At 69.3% G+C, this 16,304-nt stretch carries 15 protein-coding genes and 2 pseudogenes; 9 read left to right on the forward strand and 8 right to left on the reverse strand.

From position 1 onward, the window contains the following. Window positions 1-359: 359 nt before the first annotated feature. Window positions 360-575, reverse strand: a complete 216-nt coding sequence (locus tag ACH4G3_RS42100; protein ID WP_397629449.1) for a hypothetical protein — start codon at window positions 573-575, stop codon at window positions 360-362. Window positions 576-824: 249 nt separating this feature from the next. Between ACH4G3_RS42100 and ACH4G3_RS42105 the strand changes: the two genes are divergently transcribed. The 3 genes from ACH4G3_RS42105 (at window position 825) to ACH4G3_RS42115 (ending at window position 2,357) form a co-directional block, all read left to right on the forward strand. Next, window positions 825-980 (forward strand): hypothetical protein, encoded by a 156-nt coding sequence (locus ACH4G3_RS42105; RefSeq protein ID WP_397629450.1) that lies wholly within the window; start codon window positions 825-827, stop codon window positions 978-980. A 176-nt stretch (window positions 981-1,156) separates the two neighbouring features. Then, on the forward strand, window positions 1,157-2,014 hold the full coding sequence (locus ACH4G3_RS42110; RefSeq protein WP_397629451.1) for an acyl-CoA thioester hydrolase/BAAT C-terminal domain-containing protein: 858 nt from the start codon (window positions 1,157-1,159) through the stop codon (window positions 2,012-2,014). Window positions 2,015-2,213: 199 nt separating this feature from the next. Continuing rightward, window positions 2,214-2,357, forward strand: a complete 144-nt coding sequence (locus tag ACH4G3_RS42115; RefSeq protein ID WP_397629452.1) for a hypothetical protein — start codon at window positions 2,214-2,216, stop codon at window positions 2,355-2,357. A 374-nt stretch (window positions 2,358-2,731) separates the two neighbouring features. Here ACH4G3_RS42115 and ACH4G3_RS42120 read toward each other — a convergent pair whose 3' ends face one another. Further along, window positions 2,732-3,547 carry a helix-turn-helix transcriptional regulator gene (locus ACH4G3_RS42120; protein WP_397629453.1) on the reverse strand — a complete coding sequence of 272 codons (816 nt, stop codon included), beginning with the start codon at window positions 3,545-3,547 and terminating at the stop codon, window positions 2,732-2,734. A gap of 72 nt (window positions 3,548-3,619) precedes the next feature. On the opposite strand from ACH4G3_RS42120, the gene ACH4G3_RS42125 reads away from it, so the two are divergent. Next, window positions 3,620-4,336, forward strand: coding sequence for an SDR family oxidoreductase (locus tag ACH4G3_RS42125; RefSeq protein ID WP_397629454.1), 717 nt, complete (start codon window positions 3,620-3,622; stop codon window positions 4,334-4,336). Between the two features lie 690 nt (window positions 4,337-5,026). Here the strand turns inward: ACH4G3_RS42125 and ACH4G3_RS42130 are convergent. Continuing rightward, window positions 5,027-5,500, reverse strand: a complete 474-nt coding sequence (locus ACH4G3_RS42130; protein ID WP_397629455.1) for an RICIN domain-containing protein — start codon at window positions 5,498-5,500, stop codon at window positions 5,027-5,029. A gap of 89 nt (window positions 5,501-5,589) precedes the next feature. On the opposite strand from ACH4G3_RS42130, the pseudogene ACH4G3_RS42135 reads away from it, so the two are divergent. Continuing rightward, window positions 5,590-5,841: pseudogene (locus ACH4G3_RS42135) on the forward strand (transposase); the annotation flags it as partial. A gap of 582 nt (window positions 5,842-6,423) precedes the next feature. Further along, window positions 6,424-6,903 carry a hypothetical protein gene (locus tag ACH4G3_RS42140; RefSeq protein WP_397629456.1) on the forward strand — a complete coding sequence of 160 codons (480 nt, stop codon included), beginning with the start codon at window positions 6,424-6,426 and terminating at the stop codon, window positions 6,901-6,903. 162 nt (window positions 6,904-7,065) lie between these two features. On the opposite strand, the gene ACH4G3_RS42145 is transcribed toward ACH4G3_RS42140, so the two are convergent. From ACH4G3_RS42145 to ACH4G3_RS42155, 3 genes are all read right to left on the reverse strand, one after another. Next, window positions 7,066-7,437 (reverse strand): DoxX family protein, encoded by a 372-nt coding sequence (locus ACH4G3_RS42145; RefSeq protein WP_397629457.1) that lies wholly within the window; start codon window positions 7,435-7,437, stop codon window positions 7,066-7,068. 78 nt (window positions 7,438-7,515) lie between these two features. Beyond that, a complete protein-coding gene (locus ACH4G3_RS42150) occupies window positions 7,516-8,196 on the reverse strand; it encodes an SDR family NAD(P)-dependent oxidoreductase (RefSeq protein WP_397629458.1) in 681 nt (226 codons plus the stop codon). 27 nt (window positions 8,197-8,223) lie between these two features. Further along, window positions 8,224-9,162: an NADP-dependent oxidoreductase gene (locus ACH4G3_RS42155; RefSeq protein ID WP_397629459.1), complete on the reverse strand. Its 939-nt coding sequence runs from the start codon at window positions 9,160-9,162 to the stop codon at window positions 8,224-8,226. Window positions 9,163-9,263: 101 nt separating this feature from the next. Here ACH4G3_RS42155 and ACH4G3_RS42160 point away from each other — a divergent pair, with 101 nt between their 5' ends. Together ACH4G3_RS42160 and ACH4G3_RS42165 are read left to right on the forward strand one after the other, a co-directional pair. Beyond that, on the forward strand, window positions 9,264-9,977 hold the full coding sequence (locus ACH4G3_RS42160; RefSeq protein WP_397629460.1) for a TetR/AcrR family transcriptional regulator: 714 nt from the start codon (window positions 9,264-9,266) through the stop codon (window positions 9,975-9,977). Window positions 9,978-10,465: 488 nt separating this feature from the next. Next, entirely contained in the window at window positions 10,466-11,617 is a 1,152-nt protein-coding gene (locus ACH4G3_RS42165; protein ID WP_397629461.1) for a serine hydrolase domain-containing protein, read from the forward strand. Between the two features lie 143 nt (window positions 11,618-11,760). Here the strand turns inward: ACH4G3_RS42165 and ACH4G3_RS42170 are convergent. Further along, window positions 11,761-12,484 (reverse strand): annotated as a pseudogene (locus ACH4G3_RS42170) (IS5 family transposase); the annotation flags it as partial. A gap of 328 nt (window positions 12,485-12,812) precedes the next feature. Here ACH4G3_RS42170 and ACH4G3_RS42175 point away from each other — a divergent pair. Continuing rightward, complete coding sequence (locus ACH4G3_RS42175) at window positions 12,813-15,113, forward strand: FdhF/YdeP family oxidoreductase (RefSeq protein ID WP_397629462.1); 2,301 nt, start codon at window positions 12,813-12,815, stop codon at window positions 15,111-15,113. A gap of 120 nt (window positions 15,114-15,233) precedes the next feature. On the opposite strand, the gene ACH4G3_RS42180 is transcribed toward ACH4G3_RS42175, so the two are convergent. Next, window positions 15,234-16,304: helicase associated domain-containing protein (locus ACH4G3_RS42180; RefSeq protein WP_397629463.1), on the reverse strand; the 1,071-nt coding region annotated here is incomplete at its 5' end.

The raw sequence follows: 16,304 nt of genomic DNA on the forward strand, positions 1-16,304 counted from the left end.
GATCCACGGCCGCGACTGACGTTTCCTCACGACCCGACCAACGAGCAGACAAGCCGACGGTCACTTGATCAACAACTTCTGTTAGGACCTCTTAGGGCCGTTGGTCATCGGTGAGTCCTCGCCCTGCGACACAACGAACGCCTCCCCAAGGTGGCGTGCGAGAAGGCTGAACAGGGAAGATCGCACGCGGACGCGGCTCCAGGTGGATCTTCGGTCTCAAGACTCTGGATCATCTGGCGTCGAGTCCGTCGTTTCCACTCGGGCGTGCCACCCACACCACGGGTGGTCGGGCCTGTGTTGCCATGTGACCCGTCAAGTAGCCCCGCGGTGCGGATGTCCGCGCCGGAAGGGCGGGGAGGTCAGCTCTGCGCGGTGGGCCGGACCGGATGCGCAAGCGGCTCGCCGAACTGCTTGGACGACCCGGTGCTGCTCGCCCGGTACGCCGCGGCGATGGAGGGCCAGGCCGTCGGCCGCATGGTGCCGAGCCTGCCGTACGTCGTCCGCGTGTCCGTCGATCCGCACCTGCGGGTGCGGCTGACCACCGCCCGCGCAGTGCGGGAGGTCGGCGAGGACATCGTGGCTCTGTCCGCTGCCGGGTGGGGAGCCTGCTGTGACCACGCAGCTCGCTGTGGGCACCTGCCGGTGACGGGTGATCCCGGAGGCGGCTGCCCGTGCGGCCGCCTCCGGGGCGCGGTGGATCGACACCCCCCCACTGCGCCACCGGCCAGGCGCAGGCGCTGCTGGCTCCGGCCCTGGCCGCCGGCTCCGGAGTCCTCGCCGAGCCTGATGTCCGGGCGGCGGCCTGAGAAGCTCTGCGGCAGCGGGTGCCCGCTCACGCCCTGCTCCTTCAGGCCCTCGCCAACAGCACCGCAGGCTCCCTCCCCGAGGACCTGCCGTTCGCCGGCGGGCTCGCGGAAGCCGTCCCCGAGGCCATGGAGCAACTCGCCTGCTGGCTCGCCGCCACTGCTGGCCTTGTCTGATCCCGGCTGCATGACGGGCCGCGAGGCGGAAGGACATCGTCGGGGCCCGGCATGTGGAGTTGTGCTGCTCGACGACAGCGCGCGTCGCGTGTCAGGGGGTGCCTGGCTGTGGTTCCACCAGCACTTCGGGGACGTAGGTTGAGCTGAGGCGTTGAGGCGGACTGACAGGGGGCCAGGTGGATGTCGTCGAGCGTGAGCTGACCGATCCCTGGGAAGGCGTTTTGGTCGCTCCCGCCCGCGGCAGCGACATCGGTGTTCTGGTTCTGGCGGGTTCCAGCGGGCGCGTCGATCGGGAGAGAGCACGCATCCTCGCCGAGCAGGGCATGGCGGCCTTGTCGATCCGGTGGTTCGGCGGGCCGGGGCAGGCCCCGGGAATCTGCGAGATTCCCCTGGAGACTTTCACCGCCGCCGTGGACTTGCTGCAAGCGGATGGGGCGGAACGCATCGGCATCCTGGGCTTCTCGAAGGGGGCTGAGGCAGCTCTGCTCACAGCGGTGCACGATCCTCGCGTGGACGTGGTCATCGCGCTGTCGCCGACATCTTTCGTCTGGTGCAACGTCGGACCAGGCCGTGACGGAGTGCAGCACCCCTATCGATCGTCCTGGACGTGGCGAGGGCAGGCGCTGCCTTTCATCCCGCTGGATGATGCCTGGACTCCCGCAGAGCCAGGCAGCGGGCCGGTCGCCATCCGTGGATGGTACGAACGCAGTGAGCTGACCTTCGCGCACCTGCTCCCTGCAGCGGAGATCCCCGTGGACAGGTCACGGGCTGACCTCCTGCTGGTCGCAGGCGGGGACGACGCGATGTGGCCGTCCCTTCCCTTCGCCGAACAACTGGCCAGGCGCCGGCGCTCAGCCGGGACCACCGTGCGTCTGGTCGCCCGCCACCATGCCGGCCACCGCCCGCGGCTTCCAGGCGAGAGCCCCGCATCGCCATCCCCGCGATTCCTGTACGGAGGCACGCCCGAAGCGGACGCGCTCTTGGGGGCGGCTGCCTGGCCCCACATCCTCAGCATGCTCCGTAACGACGGCTGACCCTGTCGTCTGATCGCGTCTGATGTTGAGCGGTCGTTTCCGACGGCGTCCCGTTGTGCCGGTCCGCCTTGGTGCGGGCCGGGCGGCAGGACGCGGTGCCGGTCTCAATCAAGGGGGCCTCGAAGAACGCCTGCTGCCCGCATGGGCGCGAGACCCGGCGCACCGCCCTGCCCGAGTAGGCCAGCCGGAAGACGAACAGGTGGCACTTCACCCGCTGCCCGGCGTCGGTCACATGCGGCTGCTGATGCAGTCCTCCGGTGTCACGGTGCCCGCCGACAAGGTCGTCCGTGCCCTGCCCGACGGGCCGGATCTCCGGCGCGGGGCTGACACCGTCTGGCCCTGATGCGGGCCCGCCGGGGCCGGGGCCGGTCCCGGCGGTGCGCCGTGCAGCAGGTCGGGGCGGGCGTCGGCCACGACGGCACTTCAGCCGCCCTGGCGCGCGGCCGGGGCGGCGGTGACGTAGGGCTGGAGGAAGGCCGGGGCCCGGTGTTCGGCCGGGCGTGTTCTTCGTCGGTCAGGGCCCGCCGTACGCGCAGTTCGGTGACCTCGACGTCGTATCTGGGGTAGTCGTCGGCCGGCCGGGGCAGCGGCACGGGGTTACAGGTGTCAGCCGTGCGCGGTGGCCCCCCACAGCTGCCGGTCGGCTTCCGCGAGGGTGCCGTAGTGGTCGAGGAACATCTCCACGACATCGCGGGAAACCTGCGCGCGTCTTGCGTTTCAGGTCGTCTGCCTGGCCAGCCTGTGCAGGGCCCGCGAGGCAGGTGATCCGGGGTCGGCCGTGATCAGGACGACTTCTTGGTCTTCCTCGGGTACGAGCAGGACGTCACAGTTCAAGCGCAGCGTGCCGGCTTCCGGGTGGTCGAAGGTCTTGGTGCGGTGCCCGGGAGCGTGGACCGGACGTAGCTGCCAGATCTTCCGGAACTCCTCGCTGCTGGCGTGCAGTTCGGCCAGCAGGGCGGTCAGCTGCGGGTCCTGCGGGTAGCGGTCGGCGGCCCGGCGCAGCCGCGCCACCACGATGTGCCCGAACTCCTCGGCGCTCGCGCCTTCGTACATCCGTCCCTGACCTAGGAAGCGGCGCCGGGCCAGGTTTGTCGTCCCGTCTGCGAGGTCGCCGCCGAGCAGTGCCTGGGCCAGGGGGTTCCAGGCGACGACGCCGTACGCCGCGTCGGTGACGATGGCAGCGGTCTGCGGCAGTCGCTCCAGCATCCGGACCACGTGCGGGCGTACCCGCCGCACAACGTTGCTGCCGGGCGGCGCGCTCGATCCCGCCAGGCGGAACAGGTGGCTGCGCTCGGCCGGGGTGAGCCGCAGCGCCTGAGCCAGCGCGTCCAGGATCCGGGCCGACGGCCGCGGTCCGCGGGCCTGCTCCAGGCGCGTGTAATAGTCGACCGACATGTGGGCGAGGTCCGCCACCTCTTCGCGGCGCAGGCCAGGCGTGCGGCGGCCGGTGCCCGTCGTCGTCAGGCCGATCTCGTGCGGGCGCAGGCCCGCCCGGCGGTCCCGCAGGAAGCGGGCCAGTTCCTGCCGCGCCATGCCGCCTCCCGCCGCCTGCCTGGTACAGGTTGTCCCTGGCAGGGCGCCCACCGCCAGAGGACCGTAGTTGCCATGAACGATCGCACAGCTCTGGTCACCGGTGCCAACAAGGGCATCGGCAAGCACATCGCCCGGCTCCTCGCCGCTGAGGGCCTCACCGTGTACGTGGGCTCCCGCGACCCGGGGCGCGGACAGCGGGCCGTCGAGGAGATCGGCGCCGGCGCCCGGCTGCTGGTCCTCGACGTGACGGATCCCGACGGCATCGCCCAGGCCGCGGCTCAGGTGGACCGCCTGGACGTGTTGGTCAACAACGCCGGCATCGCACCATCGCTGGCCCCGCCGGCCGACACCGGCGTCGAGGAGTTCCGGCGCGCATACGAGACCAACGTGTTCGGGGTGGCGGCGGTGACCAATGCCTTCCTGCCCGCCCTGCGCCGGTCCCCGCACCCGCGCATCGTCAACATCTCCAGTGGCACCGCGTCGCTGACCTGGAGTACGAACCCCAATCCAAAGTTCACCCCGGGAAGCGGTGGCGCCGCCGCCTACCGGTCGTCCAAGGCCGCCCTCAACGCCCTCACCGTCTTGTACGCCCAGACGCTGGCCGAGGACGGCTTCAAGGTCAACGCGCTCGCCCCCGGCCTGCGGGCCACCGATCTCACCCCCGGGGCCGCCGCTGCCGGCGACGACCCGGCCGGGGCCGCCCACGGTGCCCTCCGCCTGGCCCTGCTGCCGGACGACGGCCCAACCAGTGGCTTCTTCTCCTGGGACGGAACGCCCGTGCCCTGGTGAATTGGTGATCAGTCATGGGCAGCGCCGGGGGCGGCTCTCCCAGCGGTGGGTGGTCCAAGCTCGGCGGATGAGGCTGCGGACGGTGGAGTCGCCGGCTGCCCGACGCCGTAGACGACGCGGGCGAGGCCGGTGACCGAGGCGGTCAGCGGGGTGCTGTCGATGTCGCTGCGCCCTGCGGGCTCGCTGCGCACGTACGCCAGCACGGCCCGCTGCACTCGCCTCAGCCCTCGTGACACACCTCCAGGCCACCGCGCCACGACGGCAGGAGCCGTCGCAACCAGCCGGGCAAAAATGCCTGCTGAGCGCGCACCGGGGGCGTGGGGGCATATGGCTATGGGTGAGGATGGGGAGGCTGACGAGGACGAGTTCGAGGACGAGGATCGGACTGAGGATCAGGAGGCCGGCGAGTCCGAAGACGCCGACCTGACGGACTCGGTCGATCTGTCGGGCTTCCACGCGGCGGTGCTCAAGCCGCTCCAGGACCCACATCCGCGCGAAAAAAAGGGGGCGAGGCGACCGGCCCGTCACCGGTCGACCGCGCAAAGACGGGCAGTAAACACCAGCTGGTCTGCGACGGGAAGAACACCCCGTTCAAGGTCATCACCACCGCGGCCAACGGACCGCCTTCCGGCCTCGCGCAAAAGAAGAGCTGCTCGCCCGGCGGCATCTTGAAGCGGTCGAGAGATCCGTTCAGCCGACGGTGAAGCGCTGGTTCTGGGCGTTTCGGTCGCAGCGGGCAGTGCGGTAGTAGCCGTTGTCCTGCTGGTAGAGGCAGAGGCCCGTGCCGACGCTTTGGAGCATGATGGCGCTGCGGGGGGCGGGCTGGACGGTGCGCCACTTCTGGTATGAGCCGCCGTTACAGCGCAGGGGGTAGACGTCGCCTCGGTCATTGCTGTCGAGGCAGCGGCCCCAGTAGTTGTTCTTGAGAGTGGTGTTGGTGTTGAGGCGGCCGTTCCACTGCCACAGGAGGCTGCCGCGTCCGGTGGTGCAGCGGTCGCCCTTGAGGCCGGTTTCGGAGGTCTCGCGCAGGCAGTCACCGTAGCGGTAGTTCGCGAAGCGGCTGGTGGTGGTGGCAGCCGAGGCGGGTGTGGGGGTGAGGAGGGGGAGGGCGAGGCCGGCTGCGGCGATGAGGGCGGCGAAGGCTTTCCGGGTGGGGCGGCGCACTGGGGGTCTCCTTACCGTGGTTTTCAGAGGTACCTCGACAGGATCCCCGAACACCACCGCCTACGCCTGAAAAATGGGGAAAACCCCGGATCGAGCCGCTCATGCCAGCCGATCCGGTCCGGGGACGGCGCTGGGCCGATCACCGCGGCACGCTCGAGGCCACCGCGTGGAAGTACCGCACCAACTCGCCCTGGCGGGAACTCCCCGAGGAGCTCGGCTCGTACCAGACGGCCCATGAGCGGCTGATCAGGTGGGCCGTCCACGGCACGTGGGAGAAGATATTCGCCGCCGTCCTCGCCTCAGCGGATGCCGTCGACGACATTGGCTGGACCGTAGTGATCACTAATCGGACAGACACATCCGATCAACTGACCAACCATCAAAGAGACACGCTCTGAAGGGTGTTGCAGAAGGCTTGGTGGCGGGCAGGCCGGAGTTGTGCTTGACCTGCTGTTTCACCCAGCCAGGCCGAGGTTGTGCATGGTGGCGACGGCTTGGACGACCAAGCCCCGGCTTCGCAGCTCAGGGGCGGCTGACCGGTGGACGTGGCTGGTGATCGCTGCCTATGCCAGCTCCGGCTTGCCCGGCCACTGGCCACTGGCCACCGACCTCCGGTGCCCCTGGGAGAGGCCGACCGGGCCGAGCAGGCTTACACCCGCCCGTGTTCGCAGGGGGTTCAGGAACTTGTGCACGAAGACCGGCTCTCCGGCCGGTGCACCGAAACCGTCTCGTCCCGGGCCCGGCCGGCCAGCAGGTGCGAAGAACTGCCGCCCAGCCACCCGTCATGACGTGGGCAGAGTCCTCGCGACCGGCGAGGCATACAGCCGCCTGCCCACCATAAGAAGGGCACGAAACCGCGCCGCACTGGATAGACGTGTCGGCTTGTCATCGACCACGCATACGTCGGTGGGATCCTTAGGCCCGTGGCTGGAGACGACACGCAGCATCAAGGTGACTCGCAGGGACACGTGACGCCTGTTCGGACCGAAGTCGAACGTCTGCTTACTGAAGCGGAGCGTCGAGGACGCGCTGCCCACCAACGCGTGCGCTTTTGGGGTGTCATCGACATTGTGCTGGGCTTTCCCGCTGCAGTTCTTGCTGGCCTCTCCGGAGCTGCCGGGCTGGCTTCGCCGGATGCCCGTGTCCCTGCGGCAGTGCTGGCCCTCATCTCTGCCGGACTCTCAGCAGGGGCGGGCTTCCTCCGCAGCGATGTCAGACGCGCCGAAAACCGGCGCAGCCGATTGGCATGGGCTGAGGTCGAAGCGGGAGCCCGTCTGCTTCTGACACAGGAGGATCATGTGGATCGCGAAGCCATCCAGGAGGCCCTCCGGCTCTTGTTCGACAGCCGGACAAAAGCCATCGCAACCCATACAGAGGGTGCCTCGAATGAGTCAGTCTCATGATCCAGCAGCATGCAAGCACCGATCATGTCCGAGGCTCGCTCGACGGCGGACGTTGAACGACAAGCTGAGTACCTGTTCCTGTTCCTCTCGGGGACCTGCGGGAGGCGGGGGAGCCTGGGGATGTTGGTGCAGGGCCGTGTCGTTGGCGGGCCGGTCCGGGGGTCAGAAGCTGTACGGGCCGAAGCGCCCCCAGGCCACCAGGGCGGCCAGGATCAGCAGGACGGCGTTGAAGGCGATCGCGCCGGGTTCCTTGCGGCGGGCGTGGGTCGTCGCGGCCAGCACCATCACCACGGCCAGGCCGGTGGCGGCCAGCGGGGTCAGCACGGGGGCGATGCCGGTGGCCGCGGGCAGTATGAGCCCCAGGGCCGCGGCGAACTCCACGATGCCGATGAGGCGGACGGTGCCCTGGGAGAAGTCGGCCGTCCAGGGCAGCTGGCCGACCAGCTTGTCCTTGGGCTGGGTGGACTTCATGACGCCGGCTATGGCGAACATGGCGGCCAGCACGGCCTGGGCTGTCCACAACAAGACGTTCACGTACGGATTCCTTGACAGAGGGGACGGAGGGAGGGAGCGGATGCCCCCTCCCGACAGCGGGGTGGGCGGGCCGGACGGTCAGGCGTTGAAGACGGCCTCGGAGCGGTCGCGGTTTTCGTGCAGGTCCCAGTAGACGGGGGCGATCTTCTCGGCCGCGGCTGTCGGGAAGCCCTCCGGGCCGCCGTCGCCGATCCACACGTTGATGGCCACGTGTGCGGCGTGCACACCGCTGTCGGCCAGCTCCTTGTTCAGGTTGATCACCCAGTTGCGCAGGGCCGCGCCGGCGGCGTTGACGTTGCCGAGCATGGGAACGGGATCGACCGAACCGCCGCCGCTGGTGAACAGCAGGGTGCCGGCGCCCGCCTCGCGCATCGCGGGCAGCACCGTGCGCGCGGCGGCGACGGCGCCGTAGAAGACGTATTCGATCTGCGGCTGCAGATTGTCCGCCGTGACCTCGGAGGGGGCGACCAGGGTGAGGCCGGGCGTCGGGAAGTGCGGGGCCGGCGAGTACTCCAGTACGTCGATGCCGCCGAAGCGGGCCTTCACGGCGTCCAGGGCGGCGGTCAGGGAGGGCCGGTCCAGGACATCGGCGGTGAACGCCTCCGCGGTGATGCCTTCCTGGCCGAGTTGGCCGACCAGCGTCTGAAGCTTCTCCTTGGTGCGGGAGAGCAGGGCGACGTCGAAGCCGCGGCTGCCGAAGGTACGTGCGATGGCCAGGCCCATACCGGGGCCGGCGCCGACGATGGCGATAGTGGGCACGGTGGTTTCTCTTCCCTTGGACGTGTGTCAGGAGCAGGAGACGGTGATCTTGCCCGGGGTGCTGGCGCCGAAGGCGGCGAACGCCTCCGTGGCCTGCTCCAGCGGGTAGGTGGCGGTGACCGGCACGCGCAGTGCGCGGGAGGCGACCTGCTCGGCCAGCGCGGTCAGGATCCGGGCGTCGGGGTTGGCCATGATCGTGTGGACGGTGACGTCGTGCCCCTTGACGTCGTCCTGGGGCAGGCCGGTGGTGGAGGCGAGCTGTCCGCCCGGCCGCAGCAGCGCGGCCAGCGCCGGGCCGTCGCCCGCCAGGTGCAGCACCGCGTCCACACCGTCCGGGGCGATCGCGCGGACCTGTCCCTGAAGGTCACCGGTGAAGTCGACCACGTGGACCTCCGTGCCGGTCAGGCCGGCGACGAAGTCGGTCTGCATGCCGGGACGGGCGGTCGCGATCACCTTCGCGCCGCGGGCGGCGGCGAGCTGCACCGCCAGCGAACCCACCCCGCCGCCGGCCCCGGAGATCAGCACCGTCCCGCCCTCGGCCAGGGCCACCGCGTCCAGGCTCACCAGGGCGGTGGCCCCGGCCACGCCCAGCGCGCCCGCGTCCTCCACCGTCAGGCCCGCCGGGATGCGGGCGACTCCGTGTCCGGCGGGCACGGTGACGTACTGGGCCAGCGACCCGGCGCCCAGGTACGGCTTCAGCACGACGCCGAAGACCGCGTCGCCGGCCGCGAAGCCCTCCACGCCCTCACCGAGCGCCTCTACGGTGCCCGCGAAGTCCTGGCCGAGGACCAGCGGGAACCGGTGCTCCATAAACCCTTGCGTGTAGCCGGCGGCGGTGGCGATGTCGATGCCGTTCAACGAGGCGGCGGCCACCTTGACCAGCAGTTCCCCGGCCTCCGGGCGGGGAGTGTCCACCTCGGTCACGGCCGGGGCCGAGGGGACGGATTCGAGCGCGACAGCACGCATGACAAGATCCTTTCAATTAAGTGGGCCGGTCGTCCCACTTCCGCTGTCGCACACCGTACAGCAGAACCGGGCCACCCGTTCCACTTGGGTAGAGTGGGGGCATGACCTCGCCACCTTCCGACCAGACGCCAGGCCAGCAGCCCGGCACGGGACTGCGCGCCGACGCCGAACGCAACCGCTGCCGCATCCTGGCCGCCGCCCGCCGCCTATACGCCACCGAAGGACTCGGCGTCTCCATGGCCTCCGTCGCCCGCGAGGCAGGCGTCGGCAAAGCCACGCTCGGCCGGCGCTTCGCCACCCAGGAGGAACTCGTCAACGCGGTCTTCGCCGACCGCATGGACGCCTACGCCGACGCCGTCGCCGAAGCCCTGGACGACCCCGACCCCTGGCACGGCTTCATCGGCTACCTCCACGCCGTCTGCGCCATGCAGGCCGCCGACCGAGGCTTCGCCGACGTCCTGACCATGACCTTTCCCGCCGCCAAGGCGCTGGAGGCCCGCCGCGCCGAGGCGTACGACCGGCTGCTCGAACTCATCACCCGCGCCAAGGACACCGGGCACCTGCGCGAGGACTTCACTCACCAGGACGTCGTCATCCTGCTCATCGCCAACGCCGGAGTCGTCACCGCCACCGGCGACGCCGCCCCCGACACCTGGCGCCGCCTCGTCGGCCACATGATCCGCTCCTACGCCGCGCCCGGCGCACCGATCCCCCCGCTGCCCGAAGCCCCAGCGCCCACCGCCCTCTACCGCGCCATGGTCCGCCTCTCACAAACCGGCCCTGGCACCACCCAGGGTGGCGGCCCAGGCCAGTAGCACGCGTTCGCGCCGTGGCGGATGTCTGCAGACAACGGAGAGCCGTCCTGTTGACGAAATCTGCCATGGGAGAGTGGGAGAGCCGGGAACGCGGACCGCCCGTCCCGGCGCCACTGCCTGGCCCGACAGGCCGCCGAACAGAATCTCGCACGAGCTGGAGCACCCGGCCTCAACCGTCCAGAGCTCTCGCACACCCGCGCTACGGCATCCTTGGCGCCCTCGGGCACCAAGCCAGGCTAGAGCCCAAAGCTACCTAAACCCGAGGTTCAGGAACAGGACTAAGGGGTCTGGGGGCTCGTTCGGGTGCCCTGGCGGTGTCGGTTGGGTTGAGAACCGTCACACTGTGCCCGGCAGGTCGACGCCAGACTTGCGGCGGCCCGCGCTGGGGGGTTATCCCCTGTTCTGATCTTGGGGTGAGCCGGATCGCGCCTCCGTTGGGGCAAAACTAGCGTTCGGCCATGACTTCGACTCTGCGAAAGCATCTCGCTATGGCAATCGGTGTCGTTACGCTGCTCGCCGCAGAGCTGGGCACCTCCGTCGCCCAGCCTGCCGGTCCCTCCCTTGTGGAGCAGTTAAGCCGGGATACCGAGGCGATCCACGCCCTCGGTGTCAGCGGTGTGCAGGCCCGCGTCATTGCGTCTGACGGTCGGCAGTCGGTCACCACCAGCGGCACCGCCGATTTGAACACCGGCCGCCCGGTCCCTGCCGACGGCTACTTCCGCATGGCCAGCACGTCCAAGACGTTGGTCGCCACTGTGGTCCTCCAGCTCGAGGCCGAGGGCAGGCTGTCCCTGAACGACACGGTCGACCACTGGCTGCCTGGTGTGGTGCGGAGTAACGGCAACGACGGCAGCCAGATCACCATCCGCCAACTGCTCCAGCACACCAGCGGTATCCACGACGCCCTGCCCGGATACACGACCCCGGAGGAGTACTACCAGCAGCGCCACAACGTCTACGAACCCAAGCAGCTGCTCGACCTCGCCATGGCCCACAAGCCGGACTTCCCGCCCGGCGAGGGCTGGAAGTACTCCAACACCGGCTACGTCCTGCTCGACATGATCATCCACAAGGCCACCGGGCACCCCGCCCGTCATGAGATCGAGAACCGCATCCTGCGCTGGCTCGGCCTCGACCAGACCCGGTGGATGGGCACCTCGCCCACCCTGCCCCAGCCCCATGCCCAGGCCTACCAGCTCTTCGGCCCCGGGTCCCGGGTGGATGTCACCGACCAGATACCGGTGGACTACGCGAACCTGTCGTGGGTCACGACCACTCGGGATGAGAACCGCTTCTTCCGCGCGCTGCTCGACGGCCGCCTGCTACCGGCACGGCAGCTGGCAGAGATGAAGCAGACCGTCCCCGTGAGCGCGGAGGTCCAAAAGCTGTGGCCCGGCGGCCGATACGGGCTCGGGTTGGTCGAACGCCCCCTGAGCTGCGGAGGAATCTACTGGAGCCATGAAGGCGGGGACGGCGGTTACATCACCCTCAACGGAGTCACCGACGACGGCAGGCGAAGCGCGGTGGTCTCCATGTCCGAGGCACGCGGCGACACCCTGGATCACATAATGGAGCAGGAGAACGCGGCCAGCGCCCTGATCGACCACGCACTGTGCGCCGGGGACCGCAGCACCCGGTGAGTGGACACGTCGTAGCGGTGAGCCAGGCGCGATGCTCGAGGTGCCGCAGATGAACGTTGCGCACCCCCTCGTCTCCAGGCCCCTCTTGGCTCACCTCAGCGATAACCCCTAGGGACGTGGGGCGGTCAGCCCCCGGCAGACGCCGGTTTCCTCTGCCAGCTGGGGGTGGCACCTTTGCGGGCCAGGCGCCTAGTCATCAGGGTGATGGCGGCCCAGGTGATCAGGGTTTCGGCGTGTTGAATGAGCCGTTCGTAGTCCCTTGCGTGGCGGCGGGCGTTGCATCATCCACGCCACGCGACCTCTCGACGACCCAGCGGCGGGGCAGCACGACGAAGCCGGAGGCGTCCTTGGGACGGCTGACCGGCTTGATCGTGAGGTTGAGGTGCTGTTTCGCCCAGTCGACGAGCTGCCCGGCGCAGGCAGAGTCGGCCCACACGATCGTGATCTCAGGGTGCATCAGGCGGAGGCGGAACAGGACTTCCTTGGCCGCGGCTGAGTCGTGCAGGTCGGCGGGGGTGACCATGACCATGAGGGGCAGGCCACGGGTGTCGACGACCAGGTGGCGCTTGCGACCGTTGATCTTTTTCCCGCGTCGTAGCCCCGGGTTGCCTTGGAGACGGTCTCGGCGGCCTTCACGCTCTGGGAGTCGATCACGGTGGCCACCGCCCGGGGGCCTCTGCCCATGTCACGGCGGATCCGTCCCGCTAAGTGATCACGGACCTGGCCGATGATCCCGGCGGCCGCCCAGCGGGCAATGAACCCCCAGACTGTGCGCCAGGGCGGGAAATCCGCAGGCAGGGCCCGCCATTTGCAGCCGGTGTCGACGACGTAGCGGATCGCATCGACGATCTCGCGGCGGGGATGTTCAGCGCGACAGGCATCGACAAGCGGTGCCCGTCGATGGCCTGGTCGCCGTCATCGCCCCCGGCACCAAGGGCACCGGCGCGGTCGGTCTCGTCGGCACCGGGTCTACGACGTGAAGCACCACTGCGGTTCCGACCAGGCCGCCCGTCCACGGCAGCAGGCGACTTCGTCGATGTCAGGTGAGGGTCCCGGACCTGGCTGCAGTTTGCCCCGATACGCCCGGTAGAAGACTGGCTGTTCTGACGGCCGCGAATTGCTCGGAGTGAGGCGACGGCTGCGGTCGACTTTGCTCTCGCATACGATAGTCCACGTATAGGGCAAAGAGGCAGTCATGGCTGATAAACCGATCAACCCGTCCGTATCGGATGTGACCTCGTCAGGACCCGAGAAGGTTAGCGTCGGAATTCACGGCATCACCGAATCCGCGCGGTATTCCATGGCCGAAATGGGGCCGAAGCGGAGTCTGCAGACGCTGTTGAAGGTGAACCACGTCGACGGTTTCGACTGTCCGAGCTGTGCGTGGGGCGACCCCGATCCCGACCACCGGAAGATCGCGGAGTTCTGCGAGAACGGCGCGAAGGCCGTCGCGTGGGAGGCCACGCGCAAACGCGTCGACGCGGCGTTCTTCGCCGAGCACTCCGTCGCTGACCTGCGGGAGCGGGACGGTCACTGGCTGGAGTCGCAGGGCCGGCTGGCCCAGCCGATGCACCTCGCCCCCGGCGCGACGCACTACGCGCCCATTTCGTGGGAGGACGCGCTCGCCCTCACCGCCGATCGCCTGCTCGGCCTCGCCGATCCGAACCGTGCCGTCTTCTACACCAGCGGCCGGACGAGCAACGAGGCTGCCTTTCTCTACCAGTTGCTGGCGCGCAGGCTCGGCACGAACAATCTGCCCGACTGCTCGAACATGTGCCACGAGTCGAGCGGCGAGGCCCTGAGCGCGACCATCGGCGTCGGAAAAGGTCTCATCGCGATCTCCGACATCACCGATTACGCGGACTTGATCATCATCGTGGGCCAGAATCCCGGCACCTGCCACCCCCGCATGCTCAGCGCGCTCGAACAGGCCAAGCGGCGCGGCGCCTGCATCATCGCAGCCAACCCGCTCCCCGAAGCCGGGTTCGGCCGCTATCACAACCCACAGACGGCGCGCGGCCTGGTCGGCCCGGGCACGCAGCTCGCCGACCGCTGGCTCCCGGTGCGCATCAACGGCGATCTGGCCCTTTTCGCGGGCCTGAACCGTACCCTGGTCGACCGGGAGGACTCCCAGCCGGGCTCCGTGCTCGACCACGACTTCATCGACCGGTACTGCGACGGCTTCGAAGCGGCCGCCACGGCATGGCGTGCCCTGGACTGGTCGCAGATCGAGACGATGGCCGGCCTGCCCCGCCGCCTGATCGAGGACTGCGCGGCCGACGTGCTCGCCGCGGACAGCGTCATCGTCTGCTGGGCGATGGGCCTCACCCAGCACCGCAACGCCGTGGCAACCATCCGCGAGATCGTCAACTTCCTCCTGTTGCGCGGCAATATCGGGCGCCCCGGTGCCGGGCCCGCCCCGATCCGTGGGCACAGCAACGTCCAGGGCGACCGCAGCATGGGCATCTGGGAGAGGATGCCGCAACCGTTCCTGGACAGGCTCCGCGACGAGTTCGGGTTCGATCCGCCCCGTGCCCACGGCCTGGACACCGTCGGCTCGATCAAGGCCATGCGCGACGGTGAGGTCGACGTGTTCATGGGCCTCGGCGGCAACTTCGCCGCGGCCACGCCGGACACGCAGGTCACGGAGACCGCGCTGGCCAACTGCGCCCTCACCGTCCACGTCGCGACCAAGCTGAACCGGTCCCATCTGTGCCACGGCACCGAGGCGTTGCTTCTGCCCTGCCTCGGCCGCACCGAGCGCGACCGGCAGGCCTCCGGTGAGCAGTTCGTGACGGTCGAGGACACGATGGCCATGGTGCACTCGTCGCACGGACGGCTCCTTCCGGGATCACCACACCTGCGCAGCGAGGTCGCGATCGTCGCCGACCTCGGGCACGCGCTCTTCGGCGACGACCTCGGCTGGCGCGGCATGCGCGACGACTACGCCGTGATCCGCCGCCACATCGAGCACGTCTGCCCCGGATTCCACGCATACGAGGAGCGCGTCCGGCAGCCCGGCGGCTTCATGCTCCCCCGGGCACCGCGCGACTCCCGCACCTTTCCCACGTCGACCGGCAAGGCGCAGTTCACGGTCAACCCACCGACCGCGCCCGAAGTTCCGCCGGGACACCTGCTGCTGACGACGGTACGGTCGCACGACCAGTTCAACACCACCGTCTACGGCCTCGACGACCGTTACCGCGGCATCAAGGGAGGACGGCGGGTCGTCTTCCTCAACCGGAAGGACCTCCGCGACCTCCACCTCCACGACGGCGACCTGGTCGATCTGATCAGCGTCAACCCGGACGGTGAACGCCGCGCCCCCGGCTTCCGCGCCGTCCGCTATCCGACGCCGCGCGGCTGCGCCGCCGCCTACTACCCGGAGACGAACGTGCTGGTCGCCCTGGACTCCACGGCCGACACCAGTAACACGCCGGTGACCAAATCCATCGTGATCCGCATCGAACCCTCCGACGGGGGAGCTTCGGTGTGACGGTCAGGTCAGAGGCGGGACTCACCCTGCTGTGAGGTCGGGGCCTCGGTCCTGGCGGCCCGTATCCGGAGACCGAGCCCTTGGTGGAGGTCCTCGCGGCCGCCAACGACGGGGGGTTCCTCACCGAAGGCTACCGGAGCGTCCCTTCAGCAGCTCGCCACCGCCCGCCCCCGTGACTACGACAATGCCGCGGCTACGCTCGCCCTGCACGACAGCGCCCGCTACAGCGAAAGCGCCCATAACAGAGCGGTCAGGTCCAGCGCATGCCGATGGCGGAGAGTTGTTCGATGCGTTCGGGGGAGAGTGTCGCGGCGCGCGAGCGCTGGTTGCTGATCCATGCCCCAGTCGGAGGTCTCGGATCTCCTGGTCCTCGCCGTCCTCGCCGCGGACGACGATCGTCTCGATGTGCTTCCTGGGCACCTGGAGGTGGCCTTCGCGTTGGTAGAACTGCCGGGCGGCGGCCAGGTTGGCGGCCCATTTGTCGGCCTGGCTGGTCCGCGGTTTGGGTTTCTCGTGCTCGGTTGCGGGGTGGATGCCGAGGATGTTTTCGCACATCCACTGCTGGACGCCTGTGAGCTTGTCCCAGCCCAGACGCTGGGCGCGTACCCAACGCCCGAGGTCCTCGGACTGCACCAGCACTGTGCCCGGCTTGGTGGGCAGTTCGCCGCCCTGCTCGAGGTGCAGCCGGGTGAGGTGGAAGCAGCGCTGCCACTCCACCGGCCAGGCCGGGCACCACGACGGGGCGATCTCCTCCAGCTGCTCGCGCCGCTCCTCCGACAAGGCGCCGGCCGACGACCCGACCGGGAGCCCCTCGGCACGCCGCTGCTCGATCTCGGTAGCCTTCCGAGCGGCGGCCCTGGCGTTCTTGAGAAAGGTCCCAGCCTTGTAACCCTGGTGCGTGGCATCGAGCGGGGCGAGAGCGTGCCCGTGTCCGGCGACCCACCCTCGAACGGCAGCCAGGCCCTCCTCCCATGCGACGTCGTAGTGCGAACACACCATGCCGAGGCGCTCCAGCTGCTCGACACGCTCTTCGTCCAGCGTCCCGCGGGTGGTTTCGTAGGTGGGAGCGGACAACATTTGTCGGCGGTTTCCGGCAGCACTTAGAGGTCCTAACAGAAGTTGTTGATCAAGTGACCGTCGGCTTGTCTGCTCGTTGGTCGGGTCGTGAGGAAACGTCAGTCGCGGCCGTGG

It is taken from the genome of Streptomyces afghaniensis, from assembly GCF_044327915.1.
In the GTDB taxonomy this organism is placed as follows: Bacteria; Actinomycetota; Actinomycetes; order Streptomycetales; family Streptomycetaceae; genus Streptomyces; species Streptomyces afghaniensis.